This is a genomic window from Corynebacterium sp. MSK006 (genome assembly GCF_030232385.1).
In the GTDB taxonomy this organism is placed as follows: domain Bacteria; phylum Actinomycetota; class Actinomycetes; order Mycobacteriales; family Mycobacteriaceae; genus Corynebacterium; species Corynebacterium frankenforstense_A.
In genome coordinates, this window is sequence record NZ_JASPJZ010000004.1 from 154,949 (window position 1) to 175,519 (window position 20,571).

20 protein-coding genes and 4 tRNA genes are annotated in these 20,571 nt (G+C 70.1%); 13 read left to right on the plus strand and 11 right to left on the minus strand.

Going from position 1 to position 20,571, the window contains the following annotated elements; genetic code table 11:
• The first annotated feature begins 6 nt into the window (after positions 1 to 6).
• Positions 7 to 507, plus strand: a complete 501-nt coding sequence (locus tag QQA02_RS04155) for a GtrA family protein (protein ID WP_284773899.1) — start codon at positions 7 to 9, stop codon at positions 505 to 507.
• Positions 508 to 582: 75 nt separating this feature from the next.
• Positions 583 to 1,065 (plus strand): hypothetical protein, encoded by a 483-nt coding sequence (locus QQA02_RS04160; protein WP_284863371.1) that lies wholly within the window; start codon positions 583 to 585, stop codon positions 1,063 to 1,065.
• Here the strand turns inward: QQA02_RS04160 and glfT1 are convergent.
• The 7 genes from glfT1 to wzm all read right to left on the minus strand — a co-directional run bounded on the left by glfT1 (position 1,062) and on the right by wzm (position 6,318).
• Positions 1,062 to 1,970: a galactofuranosyltransferase GlfT1 gene (gene glfT1, locus QQA02_RS04165; protein WP_284863372.1), complete on the minus strand. Its 909-nt coding sequence runs from the start codon at positions 1,968 to 1,970 to the stop codon at positions 1,062 to 1,064. The genes QQA02_RS04160 and glfT1 overlap by 4 nt on opposite strands.
• A gap of 122 nt (positions 1,971 to 2,092) precedes the next feature.
• Positions 2,093 to 2,617, minus strand: a complete 525-nt coding sequence (locus QQA02_RS04170) for a hypothetical protein (RefSeq protein ID WP_284773893.1) — start codon at positions 2,615 to 2,617, stop codon at positions 2,093 to 2,095.
• Positions 2,618 to 2,641: 24 nt separating this feature from the next.
• Positions 2,642 to 3,256: a hypothetical protein gene (locus QQA02_RS04175; protein WP_284863373.1), complete on the minus strand. Its 615-nt coding sequence runs from the start codon at positions 3,254 to 3,256 to the stop codon at positions 2,642 to 2,644.
• A gap of 134 nt (positions 3,257 to 3,390) precedes the next feature.
• Positions 3,391 to 4,185 (minus strand): hypothetical protein, encoded by a 795-nt coding sequence (locus QQA02_RS04180; protein WP_284863374.1) that lies wholly within the window; start codon positions 4,183 to 4,185, stop codon positions 3,391 to 3,393.
• Positions 4,186 to 4,189: 4 nt separating this feature from the next.
• Positions 4,190 to 4,396 (minus strand): hypothetical protein, encoded by a 207-nt coding sequence (locus QQA02_RS04185; RefSeq protein WP_284773887.1) that lies wholly within the window; start codon positions 4,394 to 4,396, stop codon positions 4,190 to 4,192.
• A gap of 137 nt (positions 4,397 to 4,533) precedes the next feature.
• Positions 4,534 to 5,445 (minus strand): galactan export ABC transporter ATP-binding subunit Wzt/RfbE, encoded by a 912-nt coding sequence (wzt, locus tag QQA02_RS04190; protein ID WP_284863375.1) that lies wholly within the window; start codon positions 5,443 to 5,445, stop codon positions 4,534 to 4,536.
• A gap of 24 nt (positions 5,446 to 5,469) precedes the next feature.
• A complete protein-coding gene (gene wzm, locus QQA02_RS04195) occupies positions 5,470 to 6,318 on the minus strand; it encodes a galactan export ABC transporter permease subunit Wzm/RfbD (protein ID WP_083666743.1) in 849 nt (282 codons plus the stop codon).
• A 313-nt stretch (positions 6,319 to 6,631) separates the two neighbouring features.
• Between wzm and QQA02_RS04200 the strand changes: the two genes are divergently transcribed.
• The 3 genes from QQA02_RS04200 to QQA02_RS04210 all read left to right on the plus strand — a co-directional run bounded on the left by QQA02_RS04200 (position 6,632) and on the right by QQA02_RS04210 (position 9,855).
• On the plus strand, positions 6,632 to 7,918 hold the full coding sequence (locus tag QQA02_RS04200) for an aminotransferase class V-fold PLP-dependent enzyme (protein ID WP_284773883.1): 1,287 nt from the start codon (positions 6,632 to 6,634) through the stop codon (positions 7,916 to 7,918).
• Positions 7,919 to 8,119: 201 nt separating this feature from the next.
• Positions 8,120 to 8,467 (plus strand): hypothetical protein, encoded by a 348-nt coding sequence (locus tag QQA02_RS04205; RefSeq protein ID WP_284773881.1) that lies wholly within the window; start codon positions 8,120 to 8,122, stop codon positions 8,465 to 8,467.
• Positions 8,468 to 8,808: 341 nt separating this feature from the next.
• Positions 8,809 to 9,855 carry a hypothetical protein gene (locus QQA02_RS04210; RefSeq protein ID WP_284773880.1) on the plus strand — a complete coding sequence of 349 codons (1,047 nt, stop codon included), beginning with the start codon at positions 8,809 to 8,811 and terminating at the stop codon, positions 9,853 to 9,855.
• Positions 9,856 to 10,167: 312 nt separating this feature from the next.
• Here QQA02_RS04210 and QQA02_RS04215 read toward each other — a convergent pair whose 3' ends face one another.
• Positions 10,168 to 11,145 (minus strand): NAD(P)H-quinone oxidoreductase, encoded by a 978-nt coding sequence (locus tag QQA02_RS04215; protein WP_284773879.1) that lies wholly within the window; start codon positions 11,143 to 11,145, stop codon positions 10,168 to 10,170.
• Between the two features lie 169 nt (positions 11,146 to 11,314).
• Between QQA02_RS04215 and QQA02_RS04220 the strand changes: the two genes are divergently transcribed.
• Positions 11,315 to 11,399: transfer RNA gene (locus tag QQA02_RS04220), tRNA-Ser, on the plus strand.
• Between the two features lie 105 nt (positions 11,400 to 11,504).
• Here the strand turns inward: QQA02_RS04220 and QQA02_RS04225 are convergent.
• A complete protein-coding gene (locus QQA02_RS04225) occupies positions 11,505 to 12,512 on the minus strand; it encodes an MDR family oxidoreductase (RefSeq protein WP_284773878.1) in 1,008 nt (335 codons plus the stop codon).
• Positions 12,513 to 12,604: 92 nt separating this feature from the next.
• Positions 12,605 to 13,642 carry a histidinol-phosphate transaminase gene (locus QQA02_RS04230; protein WP_284773877.1) on the minus strand — a complete coding sequence of 346 codons (1,038 nt, stop codon included), beginning with the start codon at positions 13,640 to 13,642 and terminating at the stop codon, positions 12,605 to 12,607.
• A 255-nt stretch (positions 13,643 to 13,897) separates the two neighbouring features.
• On the opposite strand from QQA02_RS04230, the gene QQA02_RS04235 reads away from it, so the two are divergent.
• The 5 genes from QQA02_RS04235 (at position 13,898) to QQA02_RS04255 (ending at position 17,970) form a co-directional block, all read left to right on the plus strand.
• Positions 13,898 to 13,988: transfer RNA gene (locus tag QQA02_RS04235), tRNA-Ser, on the plus strand.
• Between the two features lies 1 nt (position 13,989).
• Positions 13,990 to 14,065, plus strand: a tRNA-Arg gene (locus tag QQA02_RS04240).
• Positions 14,066 to 14,183: 118 nt separating this feature from the next.
• Complete coding sequence (mgtE, locus tag QQA02_RS04245) at positions 14,184 to 15,545, plus strand: magnesium transporter (RefSeq protein WP_284773875.1); 1,362 nt, start codon at positions 14,184 to 14,186, stop codon at positions 15,543 to 15,545.
• Between the two features lie 512 nt (positions 15,546 to 16,057).
• Positions 16,058 to 17,641, plus strand: a complete 1,584-nt coding sequence (locus QQA02_RS04250; RefSeq protein WP_284773873.1) for an SLC13 family permease — start codon at positions 16,058 to 16,060, stop codon at positions 17,639 to 17,641.
• A 256-nt stretch (positions 17,642 to 17,897) separates the two neighbouring features.
• Positions 17,898 to 17,970: transfer RNA gene (locus QQA02_RS04255), tRNA-Arg, on the plus strand.
• A gap of 287 nt (positions 17,971 to 18,257) precedes the next feature.
• On the opposite strand, the gene QQA02_RS04260 is transcribed toward QQA02_RS04255, so the two are convergent.
• Complete coding sequence (locus QQA02_RS04260) at positions 18,258 to 19,313, minus strand: prephenate dehydrogenase (RefSeq protein WP_284773871.1); 1,056 nt, start codon at positions 19,311 to 19,313, stop codon at positions 18,258 to 18,260.
• Between the two features lie 37 nt (positions 19,314 to 19,350).
• Between QQA02_RS04260 and QQA02_RS04265 the strand changes: the two genes are divergently transcribed.
• The gene (locus QQA02_RS04265; RefSeq protein ID WP_284773869.1) at positions 19,351 to 19,884 is read left to right on the plus strand and encodes a tRNA adenosine deaminase-associated protein; all 534 of its coding nucleotides are present in this window, start codon (positions 19,351 to 19,353) and stop codon (positions 19,882 to 19,884) included.
• A 170-nt stretch (positions 19,885 to 20,054) separates the two neighbouring features.
• Positions 20,055 to 20,483, plus strand: a complete 429-nt coding sequence (locus QQA02_RS04270; RefSeq protein ID WP_284773868.1) for a nucleoside deaminase — start codon at positions 20,055 to 20,057, stop codon at positions 20,481 to 20,483.
• Positions 20,484 to 20,571 lie beyond the last annotated feature (88 nt).

A 20,571-nucleotide genomic window follows, 5' to 3' on the forward strand; every position in this document is an offset into this window, starting at 1 on the left:
CCCACCATGCGCGACGCACGTGAGGACGACTCCCGCACCGAACCGACCGGCCACGAGGAGCACCACTCAGGCAGGCAGACGACCGTGATCAAGGGCACCGACGAATCCAGCCTGCGCACCCAGGCGGTCCGCTTCATCATCTCGGGCGTCGCCTCGGCGGTGGTGGACCTGAGCTTCACCGCCGTGATGCAGTACCTGTTCGGGCAGAGCCTGGCGGTCTCGCGCACGGTCGGCTTCATCTTCGGCACGCTGAGCGCCTACATGATCAACCGGCGCTGGACCTTCCGCGCCGAGCCTTCCGTCCGCCGCTTCCTGGCGGTCTGCCTGCTCTACAGCGTGACGTACCTGATCAACGTCGGCGGCTACAAGTACGGCTTCATCCTGCTGGCCGGCTGGGGGCTGCCGGACTGGCTGTCCACGCTGATCGCGTTCGTCGTCTCTCAGGGCACGGCCACGGTGGCCAACTTCGTCATCCAGCGCACCATCATCTTCCGCGGCGCCCGCTGATCTGACCTCTCGCGTCCCGCCCGGTAGTCTCGGGGAGGAATCACCGGGTCGGGAACACGAGGAGAGGAGCCGCCGATGACCGCCGTGCGCGCGCGCCGGGCCGAGCTGGTCTGCGCCGGGGTGCTCTCCGCCGTCCTGGCCGTGGTCGTCGTCGTGCTCATGGGCGACTCGTTCGCGGAGCTCGGCAGCGGCGTGCGCAGCTCGATCAGCTGGGTGATGGCCAGCGTCGAGTTCATCGGCGTCGCCGCGGGCCTGGGCCTGGCTACGGTGTCCTGGTTCATCTTCCGGCGCACCTCCGGCAAGCGCCGCGGGCACGCGCGCATCGCGCTCAGCGGCGCGCTGGCCTACCTGGCGGTGCGTGCGGTGTGGTCGCTGGTCTACTCGGCGGCCATCGGCACCGGGGGACTGGCGACCTTTCTGCGCGTGGCGGAACTGGTGGCGCTCAGCCCGATCGCGGTGCTGCTCGGCGCCTCGGCCGCGCTGTTCCTGCAGCGGCGCCGCGGGGACGAGACGGGCGGGGAGCTCGGCGAGCCCGGGGCCGGCCCCACCGCCCGCTAGGGCCGCTCGAAGTGCTCGCGCCGGCCCAGCCGGTGCAGCCGCAGCCACTCGCGGAACCCCTTCGGGTCGCGACGCTGCACCAGGAAGAACCAGCCGAAGCGCGCGTACTCTTGCGGCAGCAGCCGGCGCATGCCGGGCTGGTTCATCAGGTAGCCGCGGTTGCGGTAGGTGAAGAAGCGCTTGTTCTCGTTGTCCGGGTACTGTGTGTGCATCCGCCCGCCGAGGATCGGGCGGAACTCCGCCGAGCCGTCCGGGTGCAGGTACGCCGTGTTCAGCGCGGTGCCGAAGGACAGCCCCGAGCGCACCAGGCGGCGGTGGTACTCGACCTCGTCGCCGCGGATGAACAGCCGGTAGTCCGGCACGCCGATGACCTCCATCGTGCGCGCGGAGATCAGCGCGCCGTTGAAGAGGCTGGCGATGCCCTCGACCAGGTCGCCCTCGAGTTCCGAGCGTCGACGCTTCCACGTCAGCTCCTGACGCAGCGGGAAGGCGAGCCGGTCGGTGTCGTCGATGTTGCAGACCACGGGCGAGACCTCGTGCAGGCCGTGGGCCTCGGCGGCGTCGAAGAGCTTCTCCAGCACGTGCTCGTCGGCGGGCCGGCCGTCGTCGTCGGCGCACCACACGGCGCCGGCGCCGAGCGCGAGCGCGGTGAGGAACCCGTAGGCGAATCCGCCTCCGCCGCCGAGGTTGGTGCGGCTGGACAGGTAGACCCCGCGGTCCCCGGCGATGTGATTGACGGCGTCGCGCACAGCTTCTTCATTGCCGTTGTCGACGACGATGATCCGCTCGACGCGGTGCGTCTGGTCCGCGACGACCTTCAGCGAGTTGCGCAGCAGTTCGGCGCGGTGGTGGGTGACGATGACGGCCATCGTCGGGTTTTCGCGGTTGAGCGGCGGGATCTCCATGGGCTCAATTCTGGCACACGGTCGCCGGCGCGCCGCCCGCGCCGCGCGACGTGGGTGGGGCCGGGGCGCACCGCTCGGCGGTCGCCCAACTCGCCCGTGCGTGGGGGGCGCGGACGAGGGATCTACTGCGGGAGACCGGGCAGCTGGATCTGCGGCAGGGGCGGGAGCTGGCCGCCGTTGAGGAAGAAGTTGGCGACGCTGCCGAGCACGGCGATGACCGCGGCGGCGATGCCGGTGCCGGCCAGGATGTCGTAGGTGGTGCCCACCTTGTAGTCCTTCTCGGCGTCGTTCTTCACCGAGGAACCGGCGATCGACCACCAATCGGCGGCGGCCTTGCCCTTCTCGAGGTCGCTGCGCTCAGAGCTTAGCGCCGAAGAGCCGTTGAAGGGCTCGCTGGTCTTCTTGCCGTTGCCCTCGGCCCACTCGGGGTGCTCCTCGCGGAGCTTGCCGATCTCAGGGAGCTTGCCGTAGCGGTCCAGTCCGTCGAGAAAGGGGTCCTTCTCGGCGTCGGTTTTGTCGTTCGCGCCTGCGCCCGCGGTGGTGCCCGGGGCCGTGGACTGCGGAACGTTGTCCGCGGCCTGGGCGACCTGGACGGTGGAGAGCATGGTGGCGCCGGCGATCACGGCGGCGAGAAGACGCTTCTTCATGGGCTTCCTTTCGGGACGACTGGGTTACAAGATTATCCGGGTGGCTCTCAGGTGGCCATCTGCACGGGTGGTGGTTGCAGGAAACCCCGCCGCGCCGCAGGGAGCGACGGGCCGGGTTACAGGTGACTCGAAAGAGCCGAGTTGACGGCCTAGGCCCGGGATCGGGAGGCCGAGGCCCTGGACGAGCGCGCCCAGGGGAGCGACGATGCCGGTGGCGATACCGACGCCCCACAGGATGTCCCAGGTGGTGCCCTCAGGGTAGTTCTGCTTGGCGTCGTTCTCGATCGAGGAGCCGACCGCGGTCCGCCAGTCGTCGTGCTCCTTGAGCTCTGATCTGTGGTCTTGCCCGGCTGCTGCTCGAGAGCGGTTTCTCAGGAGCCCTTGAGAGCGGGGGCACTCCGTACCGTGGTTCCAGTTGGGGTACTTCTGGGTCCGATTGACGATCTCGCCGATGTGAGAGGCGAACTCTCCTGGGGTGCCCGGGGTGGCCTCCTCGGCCTGCGCGACCTGGACGGAGGTCAGCATGGTGGCGCCGGCGACGACGGCGATCAGGCGCTTCTTCATGGAGAAGATCCTCTCAAAGAGGTGAACCTGAGCCGCGAGCGCGTTCAGGGATTTATCGGCGATTGCAAAGGTCACTTCGTAAATATGCCAAAGTGAATGCTATTTATAAAAATACCGCCATTTGTGTACCAAAAAGTATCTGCGCAGCTGTTGGCCTCGGACTCTGCGGAGGCTTCGGCTACGGGCCGTTCAGCTTTCGCGCGGGCCAGCTACCAGGAGTGAGGAGAGCGGGGCTGAGGCAGCTTTTCTTCGTCGAGGACGATTTCCGAGTTGGTGTACCGGGAGAGAATCTCGGCGGCCACGCGGGGATCGTCGAGAATCGCGGCCGTCAGCTGGATGCGGTGCCACTCGTCACGAGCTTTTCGAGGTGTGGTTTTCCACTTGTTTGTGTCGACCTCCAGACCGAATTCGGCGCGCAGCGACTCGAGGATGTCTTCGAGGCAGGGGCGAAAGCGAGGGCCTCCGAGCGGGAAATGATATTCGGCGACCGAGGGGACTTTGGCGGAAAGGTCTCGTTTGGCGCGTCCCCTGGATCGATGGGTTCCTCGTCCCGGGAAACCGAGAAGGTGGGTGAACTGATCTCGATGCGCTGCGACTTGGAGATGTGCCGCCGGAATTTCCCTGCCGGGTTTGCGTAGGTAGTCGTAGCGGAAAAGCTGAGTTCCTCTCCGCTTGGCGAGTGGCCACACAGCGATCGTGGACTGCGGAATCGTGAGGTCGCCGTGTCGATCACTGATGAATCCGCGGAAATTGAGATCAAGCCCCAGAAGCGCGACCGGGTGTTCCGCAATCGCGTCGTAAGCAGTGAGCGCGACAAGTTGTGACGTCGGCCTGCCCTTCTCCTCTTCGTTCTGGGGTGGCGCGATAGAGAAGTCGTTGATGCTCTCGAGCCGGGTGATCTCGAGCTCCACGCGGCAATCAGTGAAGAACTCCAGTGACGTGTTCAAAGACGACACAAAGTCACTGATGGCGCCGGGAACCTCTCGATCGTCTCTGGCGCTCACGGGATTACTCCGCGTCGGGCCGCGTCAACCAGCGGGGTCCATCGAGGCGCCGCCAATCCGTGTACTCGGATTCGGAGAGAAGGGAGCTCTCGCCCAGCTCGCCCAGCTCGTCTTCGGTCATGCCGACCCGTTCAAGGATGCGGTCGATCTCGTCGAGTGGTTCCTCACGGGTGAGGACGACGTAGCGAAGCGGGGAAGTCGGGCTGGACATGGTTCGCCTCCCTCTGCCGGCGGTGGTCGTGCCGAGTCTGTGGTGGTACCGAGTCTAAGGTGCTTGAGGTGCGGAACAACGAAAGTCGGCGAGGAGATCCGCCGGCTCCCCCGCCGGCCCCGCCGGCGCTAGCCGGCCTACGCCTCGTCGCTGGAACCGGACGCGTCCGCACCCGGGGCGGGGGACGCGGCGTCGTCAATCGCGAGGCCCAACGCACGGGCGTGGGCCTCCTCGTCCTCGGGAGCCACGGACACGGCGGCGTCCTCGCCCTGGAACTGACGGACCATCCGGCGCATGTGAGCGCCGGCCTCGGGGCCCTCGTAGGCCTCGACGACCTCGTCGACCAGGCCCGTGCGGTGCACCTCGCCGTGGTTGATCCACACTGCCGTGTTGCACAGCTGCGCCAGGAAGTCGTTCGAGTGCGAGGCGAAGACCAGGATGCCCGAACGCTTGACCATCTCCTGCAGGCGCACGCGCGCCTTGGCCATGAAGGCGGCGTCGACGGCGCCGATGCCCTCGTCGAGAAGCAGGATCTCCGGCTCGATCGAGGTGACCACGCCCAGCGCCAGGCGCACGCGCATACCGGTCGAGTACGTGCGCAGCGGCATGTTGAGGTACTCGCCGAGCTCGGAGAACTCCGCGATCTCGTCCATCTTCCTCTTCATCGACCGCCGCGTCTGGCCCAGGAAGAGCCCGCGGATGATGATGTTCTCGTACCCCGAGATCTCCGGGTCCATGCCCACTCCCAGGTCGAAGACCGGCGCGACGCGCCCGCGCACCGTCGCGGAACCCCGGGTCGGCTCGTAGATGCCCGAGAGCAGCCGCAGCAGCGTCGACTTGCCCGCGCCGTTGTGGCCGACGAGCCCGACGCGGTCGCCCTCGCGCAGGTGCAGGTTGACGTCCTTGAGCGCCTCGACGACGACCACGTTGTCCGTGTTGCGGCCGATCGCGCCGCCGGCCGCGCCCAGGAACGCCTTCTTCAGCGAGCGGGTCTTCGCGTCGAAGATCGGGAAGTCCACGCACGCGTGGTGGGTGTCGATGGAAACCATGATGTGCTCCTTATCCGCCTAGACCTAGACCCAGTACGAGACCCGGAAGCGCCACTGGCGCATCGCGATCAGCGCCAGGATCACGCCGCAGACCGTGAACCCGATGACGATCCACCAGTGGTAGGCGGGCAGCGGGGCGCCGATCAGGGGCGCACGCACGATCTCCAGGTAGTGGTAGAGCGGGTTGAGCTGGGCGAGCTTGGCCCGCGAGCCCATCTCCGCCATGTTCTCCTGCAGCGTCGAGGTCATCCACACGATCGGGGTGACGTAGAAGAGCAGCTGCGTGCCCGCCTCCAGCAGCGGCGAGATGTCGCGGTAGCGGGTGGCCACGATGCCGAAGAACATCGCCACCCACACCCCGTTGATGATCAGCAGGGCGAACGCCGGGATCGCCAGCAGCAGGTCCCAGCCCAGGTTGCGCGGGAAGATCAGCACCAGGATCAGCCAGATGACCATGTTGTGCGCCAGGAAGAGCGTCTGCTTCCACACCAGGCGGTAGACGTGCACCGACAGCGCCGAGGGCAGCTGCTTGATCAGCCCCTCGTTGTCGATGAAGATGTCCGCGCCCTCCTTGATGCACCCGGAGATGAACCCCCACATGATCAGGCCGACGGTCACGTGCGGCAGGAACTCCGCGATCGGAACCTTGAACAGCACCGAGTACAGCAGGCCGAGGGCGAGCGCCATGACGCCGGTGGCGATGGTGATCCACAGCGGGCCGAGCACGCTGCGCCGGTAGCGCTGCTTGATGTCCTGCCAGCCCAGCAAAAGCCACAGCTCATGCTGGCCGAGCCCCCGGACCAGGTCGGCCCAGGCGGCCTTCATCGTGCGCGACTGCGAGGCGGGGGCCTCGCCCTCGGGCTCCGACGTCATCCGCGCCAGGTCCGCGCGCAGTTGCTGGGTACGTGTTTGTTCCTGCACGGCACCCAAGCCTAGCGGGCGGGGTGGGCGGATCGTGAGCCGTGGCGTGCTTGACGACGCCGCGCCGCGCGGCGTCGTGCGCGCCGACGCCGCGGGTGCGTGGGGACGTCGCCCGGCGCGACGTCGGAAAGTGAATGGCGGTCAGTGACGGATCACATTATGTGCTGGTCGTCACCCATGCCCGCCCTGACCTGGCGATGTGGCGCGGCGGGCGGGGGCGGGCATACTGGTGGGGACTACAGCGCACACTCTCGTCAGGAGAACCATGGTCTACGACGTCGCGGAGGTGCGCGGTCAGTACGTGTCGCTGGGTGACGGCTGGACGTACCTGAACGCGCACGACCGGCCCCAGATCCCCGAGCGGGTCGCCGCCGGGGTCGCGCGTGCCTTCCGCACGTCCGCCGCGCCCCTGCCGCCGACCACCGGGCGCGTCGGCTCGCACACGCGCACCACCGGCGGCGGCTTCGAAGGCGAGCTCCACCTGACGGCCGCGCGCCTGGCCGTGGCGGACCTGGTCGGCTCCTCGCCGGAGAAGGTCGTGCTCGGCTCCAGCCTCGAGCAGCTCTACGCGACGCTCGCGCGCGCGATGCGGCCGATGTGGCGGCGCGGCTCGAGCGTGCTGCTGACCAACCTCGACCGGCCCGAGCTGAGTCACCAGCTCGCCGCCGCCACCGACCACGTGCGCTGGGCGCAGCCCGACCTGGGCACCGGTGAGCTGCCGGCCTACCAGTACGAGCGCCTGGTCGAGCCGGGCACCCGTCTGGTCTCGCTGCCCGCGGCGCACGAGCTTCTGGGCACCGTCACCCCGGTCGCCGAGATCGTCGACGCCGCGCACCGCGCCGCCCGGCTGTGGGTGCTCGTCGACGCCACCACGTACGCGGCCTACCGCCCGGTGGACATGGGCGAGTGGGGCACCGACATCGTCGGCGTGGACCTCGCGCGCCTGGGCGGGCCGCAGCTGGCGGCGCTGGTCTTCCGCGACGAGCTGATGCTGCGCCGCCTCGACCCGGTGGACCCGGCCGCCGAGCGCGGCACAAACCGCAGCCTCGAGTTCCCCGTCTCCGAGGGGCTGGCCGGCGGCGTGGCGCCGCTGGTGGAGCACCTCGCGGCGCTGGCGCGCCCGGAGGGTTCGGGTGCCGGTGCCGGCGGCGGTTCCGGGGCGCGCGGTGGCGCCGGCGGGCCGCGGCGCGACCGGCTGGTGCGCTCGGCGACCGAGATGGCCGCCTACCTGCGCTCGCTGAGCCGCGACCTGGTGACCTTCATCGGCTCGCTGCCCGCGGTGCACATCCTGGGCGTCACCGGCGAGGTCGCGCAGGGCTCGCGGGTCGACCGCGTGCCGCGGATCTCCTTCGCCGTGCGCGGCGTGCCCGCCGAGACGGTGCACCGCCGGCTGCTGGACAACGGCCTGGTCACCACGGTCGCGCCGACCGGCGGGCTGCTCTCCGACATGGGCGCCGACGAGGTCGGCGGGGCCGTGACGGTCTCGCTGGCGCCGTTCAACCAGAGCCACGACATCGAGCACCTGACCCGCGTGGTGGCCTCGCTGGCTTAGACCGCGGGGTTTGTGGGTGCGGGGCGCGGTGGCCTCGCTGGCCTCGCTGGGTCGGGGCTCGCGGGTCCCGCGGGGTCAGCGGGGCAGTTGGCTCCGTGGGCGTGGCGCTGGTGCCTCCGCGACCCCTTGTGAGCGAGACCTAGCTCACTTATTGTGTGCCTATTCCTAGAAGCGCAGCACGCATGTTCCGGGAGGCGCACCATGGTCGAGTCGCATTCGGTCGATAAAGGCCCCGACGGTGGTTCCTCGGACGGCGGTTCTCCGAACCGCGATTCTCTGCTGACCCGCTCGCCTCGTCTGATCGGCTGGGGACTCACCGTCCTCGCCTACGTGGTCGGCTACCTCTTCTGGATCATCGGCCGGGACTGGTGGTGGCCGGCCGTCATCGTGACCTGCGCGGTCCTGGTCGGGGTCTTCGCCGCGAACTGCTATCTGGCGGTCACGAGGAAGAAATACGACCTGTTCCTGGCGGCGCTGCTGGCCGTGGCCGCGCCCTTCGTGGTCATCGCGGTGGCGTTCGGCTGCTGCTTCTCGGGCCCGCCGGTGTAGCGCCCCGCCGGAGTGGTGCCCTGGTGGCCCAGGATCGGGGCCGCGAAGCGCCCCAACCGGGAAAATGTGTCGTGGGGGATTTCAACGAACCGCGTTTTCCCAAGTCGGCATCCGAGCGGAGTTCTGGAATGACACAAAAAGTCGGTCCTCGGTGGCTCGAGAGCCGTTCTCTGGCGGCAGGAGAGTCGTTCCACGGTGGCAGGACAGCCGATAGCACCCGCCGGCGGCCCGCGCGGGATAGCTCCGCTCGCCTGTGGAAGACCGCTGTGATCGGGAAGCGGTATCCACAGTCCCGACTTTGGGGGATACCTTCCCGGCCCATCATCTGCTGGGGTGGAGTCATGGATTTCGGGGCGGCGCTGATCCTGACCGACAGGCTCTCCTCCTGGCAGCAGGAGAAGCTGCGGCGGCGGGACACTCACGGGGAATCGAAGTTGATCAAGCTGGCCAAGGGGGCCTATGTGCTTTCCAAGGACTGGCGCCGGCTCACCCCGAAGCAGAGGTTGTTCCTCAGAGTCGCGGCTCTTCAGCACGCAGTGCCTGGCGGTGTGCTGACGGGGCAGGCCGCGGCACTCGCGATGGGGCTGTCGACCTGGAGTGGGCCGGGGCAGATGCGCATCGACCTCTACCTTCCCGAGGGCCGCCGTCCGAGACGGCTGCCGGGAGTACGCCTGCACCGGCCGAAGACCGGTGGCACTTTCCCGACGAGCGTTACGACGGTGGCGGGGATGCCGGTCCGCGTGGTCTCCCCGGTCCGGGCTGCTCTCGACGCGGCCCGGTTCGACGGCGCGGCGGCGGGGCTGGTTCCTCTCGAGAACGCCTGGCACGAGGGGAGGCTGACCGGACATGACCTGGACGTCCAACTGGACCTCTTGGCCGGGACACCAGGGATGCCGTATGCGAGGAAGGCGCGGGAGATCGCCACTCCCTACGGCGAATCACCGGCCGAGAGCATCTCGGCGCTGCACATCGCCGCCGTCGGCCTGCCGGCACCCCTGCGTCAGGTGTCGATCTTCGACGGGGACGGGGTGTTCATCGGGAGAGTGGACTTCTTCTTCCCGGACGTCGGGATGATCCTGGAATACGAGGGAGCGGCGAAGACGACGGGGGCGGAGGGGAGGAACACTGCCCTGCGCGAGCTTCACCGCAGCCGTGGCTTCCACAACTTGGGCATGGTGCTGCGCCACCTCGACGCCGAGACACTGCGGGATCCGAGCGCTCTCTTCGGGGTGAAGGACCTCCACCGGGCGCTCCAGGTGAGGGGAAGACCGGTGGACCGGCGGTTCTGGGCCCCGCCACCGTCCCCGGAGCAGTGGGACCGGGGAGTCCGGTACCCGACCGGGAGCGGCAGTCGGCATCTGCCGCCGGATCTCCGTGACTGTGCGTGAGTCGGCGGAATTCCGGGAGTGTGCGTGAGTGAGAGGTACCGGCGACCGGGGATAGCAGGGGGCGACCGGGGATAGCAGGGGGGACCGGGAAAATGTGTCATGGGGGCTTTCAACGAACCGCGTTTCCCCAGGTCGGCATCCGAGCGGAGTTCTGGGATGACACAAAAAGTCGGACCGGCCCCGGGCTGACCGGAAAACCGCGTCGCCGGACCTCGGCTGGAGACCCGAAAGCCCGGGCCGACCCCGGGCCGGCCCCAGACTCACCGGAAAACCGGCCCCGGATACCCGGTCAACAGGCCTAAGACCCCTCCCTCAGCTCTCCACCCGCAGCGCGAGCTTGCCCGTCACCTCGCCGGAGTCGAGCGCGGCGTGGGCCCGGGCGGCCTCGGCCAGCGGAAAGGTCTCGTGCACGCGGTGGGTGATCGACCCGTCCGCGATCAGCGGCCACACGTTCTCCACCACGTCGGCCACGATCTCCGCCTTGCCCTCGACCGGGCGCGCCCGCAGCGTCGTGCCGCGCACCGTCAGCCGCTTCGGCAGCAGCGGCGCCAGGTTGATCTCCGCCTTCGTACCGCCCTGCATCCCGATGATCACCAGCTGCCCGTCCGGCGCGAGCGCCCGGATGTTGCCCTTGAGGTACTTCGCGCCCATGATGTCGAGGATGACGTCGGCCCAGCCCTTGAGCTCCTCGGCGAAGTCCTGCTCGCGGTAGTTGATTAGCTTCGAGGCACCCAGCTCACGGCAGTACTCGAGCTTCTCCGCCGAACCCGCCGTCACCGCCACCTCGCAGCCGAGCGCGTGCAGCAGCTGCACCGCGAAGGAGCCGACGCCGCCGGATCCGCCGTGGACCAGCACCTTCTTGCCTTCGGCCGTGCCGGGGCGCAGGCCGGCGGCCATCCCGAGGTTCGACCAGGCGGTGCAGGTGACCTCCATGATCGAGCCGGTCTCCGCCAGGCTCAGCCCCGCAGGCAGCGGCGCGGTCTGCCCGACCGGCACGGCGACCAGCTCCGCGTAGCCGCCGCCGGCCAGCAAACAGCCGACCTCGGAGCCGACCGCAGGCCCTTTACCGGTGTCGTTCGCAACGACGGTGCCCGAGCACTCCATGCCGATGATCTCGGAGGCCCCGGGCGGCGGCGGGTAGTGGCCCCGGGCCTGGAGCAGGTCACCGCGGTTGACCCCGGCGGTGTGCACCTTGACCAGGATCTCGCCGGCATCGGGCACCGGGTCGGCGACGTCCTCGAGGACGAGGGAGGTCGGGTCGTTCGGGTCCTTTTGTGTGATGGCCTTCATACCGCCCCACCCTAAAGGCGACCGCGGGGCCGCGGCCACCGTTTCCGCCCCCGGGCGCAGACCTCGCCCCGACGCCGGCACGGACCCGGTCCCGACGCCGGTGCAGCCTGGTCCACGGGCGGGCCCATGCGGGTCGTCGAGCCCCGCTTCGGTATTGTTCCGGGGGCAGGGAGGCGTGGCAGAGCGGCCGAATGCACCGGTCTTGAAAACCGGCGACGGGCAACCGTCCGGGGGTTCAAATCCCCCCGCCTCCGCGCGAGCGACCGCCCCGCGGGTCCACCGGGATCCGCGGGGCGGTCTTTTCACGTCACCACGCGCCGACCCGCGCCATTCACACAACGCCGACCCGCGCGGCGTCGTCAATCGGCGACGCGTACCACCGTGCGCCCGTGGCGCCGGCCGGCCAGCAGCTCGGAGCCCGCGTCGATGACCTCGGACAGGTCGATCTCCTCGGTCAGCGACTCGAGAACCTCCGTGTCCAGGTGCCGGGCCAGCAGCGCCCAGGCGCGCTTGCGCAGCTCAGCCGGGGCGTCCACGGAATTCGCGCCGACCAGCGTGACGCCGCGCAGGATGAACGGCAGCACCGAGCCGGGCAGGTCCGGGCCCTGCGCCATGCCGCAGGCCGCCGTGACGCCGCCCCACTTGAGCTGCGCGACCGCGTTGACCAGCGTGTGCGAGCCGACGGTGTCGACCACCCCGGAAAAGCGCGCCTTCTGCAGTGGCTTGCCCTGCTCGGCGAAGTCGGCGCGGTCGAGGATCTCGCCGGCACCGAGCCCGCGCAGGTAGTCGCCGTGCTCGTCGACCCGCCCGGTCAGCGCCACCGTGTCCAGGCCCAGCCCGGTCAGCAGGTGCAGCGCGATGCTGCCCACCCCGCCGGTCGCGCCCGTGACCAGCACCGGCGCGTCGCCGGCGGTCACCCCGTGGTCGACCAGCGCCTGCACGCACAGCGCCGCGGTGAACCCGGCCGTGCCGATCGCGGCGGCCTGGCGCGCGTCGAAGCGGTCCGGCACCGCGATTGCCGACGTCGCGGGGGCCGACGTGCGTGCGACATAGCCGCCGTCGCGGCGCTCACCGAGGCCCGCACCGTTGACGACGACGGTCTGGCCGGGGCGGAACTCACCGCCGGGGGCCTCGAGGACCGTGCCCACGGCGTCGATACCGGGGATCAGCGGGGTGGTGCGCACGATGCCGGGGTTGCCGGCCAGCGCCATGGCGTCCTTGTAGTTCAGGGAGGAGTAGGCGACGTCGATGAGCAGGTCACCGTCGGCGACCTCGACGGCGTCCAGGTCGACCTCGGTCAGTTGCGCGGGCTGCTTGAGCTCGCGGACGATGACGGCACGGGTGGGGGAGGCGGGGGAGTGGCTCATGCCTCGTGAGTGTAGGAGAGAACCCGGCCGCGGTGAGGGGGTTTCGCGCGGCCGGGTGCGGCCCGGGACTGCGGCCGGGTGCGGCCCGGGACCTACAGCCCCGCGGCGCGCCAGGCCTCGAGCAGCCGGTCGTTCTCCTCGGGCGTGCTCACGGTCACGCGCACGCCCTCGGGGAAGGCGCGGACCACCACGCCGTGCCCGGCCAGCGCCTCGGAGACCCGCCGCGGGTAGTCCGCGTCGCCGGCCGGGGTGGGCAGCCACACGAAGTTCGCCTGGGTCGGCGCGGTGCCCAGTGCGTCGGAGACCCGGTCGCGGTCGGCGACGATCCCCTCGACGCGCTCCATCAGCGCGTCCGCCGAGTTCAGCGAGGCCAGCGCGCCGGCCTGCGCCGGGGCGGAGACCGCGAAAGGCACCCCGACCTTGGTCATCGCGTCGATGATGCCCGGCTCGCCGAAGGCGTAGCCCACGCGGGCGCCGGCCAGGCCGTAGGCCTTGGAGAAGGTGCGCAGCCCCACCACGTTCGGCCGCGCGGCGATCTCCTCGGTGGCGACCGGGGTGTCCTCGGCGCGGTTGAACTCGAAGTACGCCTCGTCGAGGGCCACGGTGACCCGCTCCGGGATCTTGTCCATGAACTCGGCGAACTCGGCGCGCGTGATCGTCTGGCCCGAGGGGTTGTTCGGGTTACACACGAAGATCACGCTGGTGCGCTCGGTCACGGCGGCGGCCATCGCGTCGAGGTCCAGTCGGCCGGTCTCCGTGAGCTCCACCGGCACGCACGTCGCGCCGACGACCTGCACGAAGATGGGGTAGGCCTCGAAGCTGCGCCACGGGTAGATGACCTCGTCGCCCTCACGGGTGGTCGCCTGCAGCAGCTGCAGGCACAGCGCGGAGGAGCCGCAGCCGACGGTGACCTGCTCCGGGGAAAGGCTCAGGTGGTCGGCCAGCGCGGCGGTCAGCTCGGCGGCGGGCATGGCGGGGTAGCGGTTGGCGCCGGCGGCGGCCTCGGCCATCGCGTCGACGGCGGCCTTCAGCGGCGGGAAGGTCACCTCGTTGGAGGAGAGCTTCAGGGCGTCGGCGAGCTTGCGGCCGGGGGCGTAGGAGGGCAGCGTGTCCAGGTCAGGGCGGATCATGGGATTCACCCTAGTACCGGTTGCGTGCACCGAAGCACCGGCGCCGCCCGGACGCCCGCCCCGGCGGGCCCACCACCGGACGCCCGGCCCGGCCGGCGCCGCGCCCGCCCAGTCCCCGGGGCCCGGACAGCGCCGCCCCCACCCACGCCGCAGGTGCGCGCTGGGCGGGTGCCCCGGGACGTCGTCAAGCAAGTTTGAATTCGCACGCGACGCTCCGGTAGGCTCTACGCAGTCCGACTTCGAGTCGGACGGTCAGGAGACGTGCCAGAGCGGCCGAATGGGGCTCCCTGCTAAGGAGTTGACCTTGTGATGAGGTCCGGAGGTTCAAATCCTCTCGTCTCCGCCACGCGCCCGTAGCTCAACGGATAGAGCATCTGACTACGGATCAGAAGGTTGGGGGTTCGAATCCCTCCGGGCGCACCACCATGAAGTGACGGCCTCGTGGCCGCCGGTTAGAGTCGGCGGGCGCGGGGCCTCATTCGTGCCGCGGCGTCGGTGGACGCGGCGGGGGACAAGCACCATGACAGACGGGAGGTGCGCCGTGGGCGTCACCGAAACCTGGGATCTTGACGGACTCAAGCGCATCCTGCGCGCCGACAGCCTGCGCCCCGAGCAGGCCCACGAACTCGCCGCCCGGCTGGCCGAACCCCCGATCCAGGACGTCGTCGCCCTCGTCGAGCGCAGCGACCCCACCCGCGCGGCCCTGGTGCTGCGCCTGCTCAGCCGGCGCCGCTCCATCGAGGTCTTCGACGCGCTCGACCCGCGCCACCAGGCCGACCTGATCGGCGCGCTGCAGAACCGCGACATCTACGAGTTCTTCGACGAGCTCGACCCCGACGACCGCGTCTCGCTGCTCGACGAGCTGCCCGCGGAGATCGCCGAGGCCCTGCTGCGCCAGCTCGACCCCGGCGAATCGCACGTCACCGAGGTCGTCATGGGCTACCCGAAGGGCTCGGTCGGCCGCCGCATGAGCCCCGAGGTCGCCACGATCTACTCGACGATGACGGCCGCGCAGGCGCTGGAGAAGCTGCGCCGCTCCGCCGAGGACGTCGAGACGATCTACGCGGTGCCCGTCGTCGCCCACGACCGCAAGCTCGAGGGCTTCTGCTCCTTCACCGAGATCTTCACCGCCGACGACGACACGCGCCTGGCCGAGATCATGAACGAGCCCGTCTACTGCCGCGCGCACGACGACGCCGAGGACACCGCCCGCTGGTTCCTGCCGCTCGACTACCTCGCCCTGCCCGTCGTCGACGACACCGACCGCCTCGTCGGGCTTCTGACCTGGGACGACGCCCAGGACATCGTCGAGGAGGAGGACAGCGAGGACTCCGCGCGCTCCGGCGGTTCCGAGCCGCTGCAGCAGCCCTACCTGTCCACCCCGGTGGCCAAGCTGGTGCGCTCGCGCGTGGTGTGGCTGCTGGTGCTGGCGGTCTCGGCGATCCTGACCGTGCAGGTCCTCGACGTCTTCGAGGAGACGCTGTCGAAGGTGGTCACGCTCTCGCTGTTCATCCCGCTGCTCACGGGCACCGGCGGCAACACCGGCAACCAGGCGGCCACGACGGTCACCCGCGCGCTGGCGCTCGGCGACGTGCGCAAGCGCGACATCCTGCAGGTCATGTGGCGCGAGCTGCGCGTGGGCCTGATGATGGGCGTGCTGCTCGGCGCGATCGGCTTCTGCCTGGCCGCGCTCGTCTACGGCGTGCCGATCGGCGCCGTGATCGGCTGTACCCTGCTGGCCGTGTGCACGATGTCCGCGACCGTCGGCGGTGCGATGCCGATCGTTGCCAAGTCCGTCGGCGCCGACCCCGCGGTCTTCTCCAACCCGTTCATCTCCACCTTCTGCGACGCCACCGGCCTGATCATCTACTTCCTCATCGCCATCTCCGTGCTCGGCCTCTGACCTTCGATTGCCGACGTCCCGCCCCACCCCGTGCGCGTCCCGTGCGCCGTCCGGCGTGGGGCGGCCGCGCGCCTGCGGCGCGCGGCGGGTGCGGGTGGCAGGGGAGCGGCGGTGGGTGAGGTGTGCGGTGGGTTCGCGGCGGGGTGTGGGGCCGTGGGTGATCTGCGCGATGGGCGCGGGTGGGCGCCGGCGGCGAGCGGCGGGACGTCGGAAATCCGGGTGTATTTATTTCGTCCGCTTCGGGGGTGGCACCACCCCCGCACCCAGGTTCGCCTGACCGGGCGGACCTGCGCATATGTGTGACAGGTGGGGCGGGAGTGTGAGGCGTCTGGGAGTCCGGTGTTCCGGTGGTTAGGATCATTATCGTAACCGCCGGTGGTGGAGAATATCGACGTCCACCCCGTTGACCTCCCCGGGCGGGAGGTGCTGGCCTCCCTGGGCGGGAGGCGCGGTCACCCACGGGAAAACCCCCGGAAAAACTCGGGACCCCCAGCACGAAGGACGCCGTAGCCATGACCACACCCAAGGTCCAAGAGAGTTCCTCACACGCAGTAGGCGAGGACTCCCGCACCCCAGACTTCAAGGACATCCGCCGGCGGGTGACCGGCCTGATCGTCGGCCTGCTGCTGGCCGTCGTCATCTACCTGATCTTCCCGGACGGCGCGGCCGAGCGCATCAACGACGCCTACGCCGAGGACGGCGTCGATTACACCGGCAGCGCGATGCGGATCACCGCCGCCGTCGCCGTGCTCATGGGCGCCTGGTGGATGACCGAGGCCATCCCGCTGGCCGCCACCGCCCTGGTGCCGCTGGTCGCGTTCCCGCTGCTCCAGGTCATCGAGTTCGGCGAGATCTCCTCCTCCTACGCCGAACCCACGATCTTCCTGTTCATGGGTGGCTTCATCCTCGCGCTCGGCATGCAGCGCTGGAACCTGCACCGCCGGCTCGCGCTGACCGTCGTCAACGCCGTGGGCACCCAGCCCAAGCGGCTCGTGCTCGGCTTCATGCTGGCCACCGGCTTCCTGTCGATGTGGGTCTCCAACACCGCGACCGCCGTGGTCATGCTGCCGATCGGCATGTCCGTGCTGCAGCTGACCGCCGAGACCGTCGGCGGCATGCGCAACCAGCGCAACTTCGCCACCGCCCTGATGCTCGCCATCGCCTACTCGGCGTCGATCGGATCGGTCGGCACCATCATCGGCACCCCGCCGAACGCCCTGCTCGTCGCCTACATGTCCAACAATCACGGCATCGAGATTGGCTTCGGCCAGTGGATGCTCGTCGGCGTGCCGATCGCCGTGGTCTTCCTCATCATCGCGTGGCTGGTGCTGGTCACCGCGTTCAAGCCCGAGATGAAGGAGATCCCCGGCGGCAAGGAGCTCATCCGCGAGGAGATCAAGAAGCTAGGCAAGATGCACCAGCCCGAGGCCGTCACCGCGATCGTCTTCGCCGGTGCCGCGCTGTGCTGGATCTTCGTGCCGATCCTCATCGACAACTTCGGCTGGTCCGTCACCATCGCCGACGCCGCGATCGGCCTGGCCGCCTCGCTGCTGCTGTTCATCCTGCCCTCCGGTTACAAGCCTGGCGTGAAGCTGATGGACTGGAAGACCGCCAACGACCTGCCGTGGGACGTGCTGCTCCTCTTCGGCGGCGGCCTGGCGCTGTCCAAGATGTTCTCCGAGTCCGGGCTCTCGCTCTGGATCGGTGACCTGGCCCAGGGCCTGCAGGTCCTGCCGGTGATCCTGCTGGTGGCCGCCGTGGCCGCCCTGGTGCTCATCCTCACCGAGTTCACCTCGAACACCGCGACCGCCGCGACCTTCCTGCCGATCCTCGCCGGCGTGGCCGTGGGCATCGGCCTGACCGAGGGCGGCAACGAGCAGAACGTGCTGCTGCTGACCATCCCGGTCGCCTTGGCCGCCACCTGCGCGTTCATGCTGCCGGTGGCCACCCCGCCGAACGCGATCGCCTTCGGTTCCGGCTACGTGAGCATCGACAACATGATCAAGGGTGGCATTTGGCTGAACCTGATCGCCGTCGTGCTGACCACCATCACCGTGTACTTCATCGCGATCCCGGTCTTCGGCATCGTGTTGTGACGTCCGTGCGGTGACCGTCGGGTCTGCGTGACCCCGGTTCCGGCCCGGCCCCCTCGTGGGGTCCGGGCCGGTTCTGCGTTTCGTGGGGAGGGTCCTGCGCGGGCTGGTTTTGTGTGTGATCCGGGTCTGTGTGTGGGCCGGGGCGAAAGGCCGGGCCTGCCGGCGCATTTTTGCCTGGTGAGCAGGGGATTTGGTGGCCGCGGGGGCCGGGGGTAATGTATTTCCTCGTTGCAGGGGCTAGCCCCGGTGACGGACTGCGCCCGTAGCTCAACGGATAGAGCATCTGACTACGGATCAGAAGGTTGGGGGTTCGAATCCCTCCGGGCGCACGATCAGGGCCCCGTCGAAAGGTGGGGTCCATTTTCGTGTCTGTGACCCGATTCAGCGGGTGGGCCGACTGATTGACCGGTCCGGTCGGCCGGTCATCGGGGCCAATCGGGGGAGCGGGGACGGTTTCCCGCCCGGATCCGCGCGCTTTTACCGACCCGCGCCCGGTAAAACCGCACGCGCGGGGCGCTGGCCGGCGCCGGCCGGGGGAGCGAGGCGCGCCGACTGAGCACGTCGACTGAGCACGCGGAACGCCCCCAGACCACCCCAGGCCGCCCCACGCCAACCCCTAGAACACCTCGACGCGGGCGCCGAGCGACTCGGCCTGGATGAGCACCTGGACCCACTCGCCCTCACCCGGGCGCACGCGCAGCACCGGGCGCGAGGAGACCGGCACCGGGCTGACCGACTCGCCGCCGCGCGCCCCGGAGGCCTCGCGGGCCTTGAACCGGATGCGCGCGCTGTGCCCGGCGTCGGCGAGCTCGGCGATGTCGGGCTCGGGGCACGAGAGCGACTCGCGGGCCTCGTTGAGCAGCTCGAGGACCTCGTCGAGCACGTCGACCACGGCCGCGGCGTTGGTCTCGCACATGGCGCGGACCAGGGCGGGCTCGCTGCCTGCCACCCGGGTGGCGTCGCGGAAGCTGCCCGCGGCCAGCGAGTGCGCCAGGGCGCCGCCCTGGTCGCCGACCACGGCGAGCACCTCGGCGAGGACGTGCGGCATGTGGCTGATGCGGGCGACCGCGGCGTCGTGCACCCCGACGCGGCCGGGCACGACCTCGGCGTGGACGACGCCGGCCAGCGTCGCAACGTCCTTCCACAGCTCCACCCAGGAGGCCGGGACCTCCGCGGCGCCGGTGCCCGAGGCCCCGGCACCGGAGGCCCCGCACGCCAGGTCAAACCCGATCACCCACGCCGCCCCGCGGAAGAGCCCCTCGTGCGAGGCCTCCCAGCCGGACTCGGCGGTGCCGGCCATCGGGTGCGAGCCGACGTAGCGCTCGGCCATGCCGCGCTCGCGCACGGCGTCGAGCACGGCGCCCTTCACGGAGACGACGTCGGTGAAGCCGCAGTCGGGGGCGTGCTCGGCGATGGCGTCGAGCATCTCGCCGACGGCGCCCATGGGGGTGGCGACGACGACCAGGGCGTCATCGCCCTGGGCGCGGGACAGGACGTCGGAAATTGAGGAGGTGACGTCGAAGCCCTCCTTCTTCGCCTCCTCGACGGCATCGGGGGAGCGGTTGTAGCCGTAGGCGGTCTCGCCGGCGGCCACGAGGTCGCGCAGCAGGGACCCGCCGATCAGGCCGAGGCCGAGGATGCATACGGGGCGGGAGATGCGTTGTGAGCTCACCTGACAAGCATGACACAAGACGACTACCGTTGCCGGTATGCAGCCCCAGACCACGGACGACGTGGACTTCGACGGCGAGGGCGAGGACTTCGCCAGTTTCGCGGTGACCGTGACCAGGACGGACGCACACTGGCACGTGTGCGAGTTCGACGACGACTTCGACGACCTGGACACCTCGATCCGCGCGGTGCGTGCGCTGCGCGCCGAGGGGCCCGCGTTCGCGCTGCTGTGCGTGGACGACGACTACTTCATCGTGGTGCGCCCCTCGCCGAACCGCACCCGCGTGCTGCTCTCGGACGCGACCGCCGGGGTGGAGGACGACATCGCCGCCGCCGCGCTCGAGGAGATCGGCGCCGAGGTGCCGGACCTCAACCCCGACGAGGTCGAGGACGTCGACCCCTGGGCCGAGGGCGACTTCGACATCCTCGCCGACCTCGGGCTTTCCGAGCAGGTCATGGGGCTGATCACCGACGACCTCGACGCCTGGGCCAGCGAGCAGATCGTGCGTGTCGCCGAGGAGCTCGGCTTCGACGACGAGCTCTTCGACGAGGTCGAGATCCCGGAGCATTGAGTTCGATTTCCGACGTCCCGTCCCCCGGCGCCCGGCGCTCAGGCGCGCCCGTGCGCGGGGGCAGTGGTGGTGCCGGTTCCGCGGCCGCCGGAGGGCCGGGGTCCCGTTCGGCCGGGGACGGGGGCTCTGTTCTTCCTGAGGCCACGGGGGAGCGTCGCGCACGCGAGCGGATGCGCCGGGCCCTCGAGGTCGCGCGCACGACCCCGGACGGTGACGTGCCCGTCGGCGCGGTGGTCTTCGCGCCGGACGGTGAGGAACTGGCCGCGGCGACCAACCGCCGCGACGCCGACGGCGACCCCACCGCGCACGCCGAGGTCCTCGCGCTGCGCGCGGCGGCGAAGACGCGCGGGGACTGGCGGCTGACCGACTGCGAGCTCGTGGTCACCCTCGAGCCGTGCTCGATGTGCGCCGGCGCCCTGGTGGGCGCGCGCGTCGGCTCGCTGGTCTTCGGCGCCTGGGAGGAGAAGACGGGCGCGTGCGGCTCGGCCTTCGACCTCGTGCGCGACACCGCCACGATGCACCGGCCCCAGGTGCGCGCCGGGGTGCTCGCCGAGGAGTGCGCCGGTCTGCTCGCGCAGTTCTTCGCCGCCCGACGGTGAGGCGTGGGGCGCCTGCCTCGGTGCGCGCGGCGCGGGGCGCCGACGCCGCCGCGGCGGCCGCGACGGTGACGGGCGCGGCGTCGGAAAG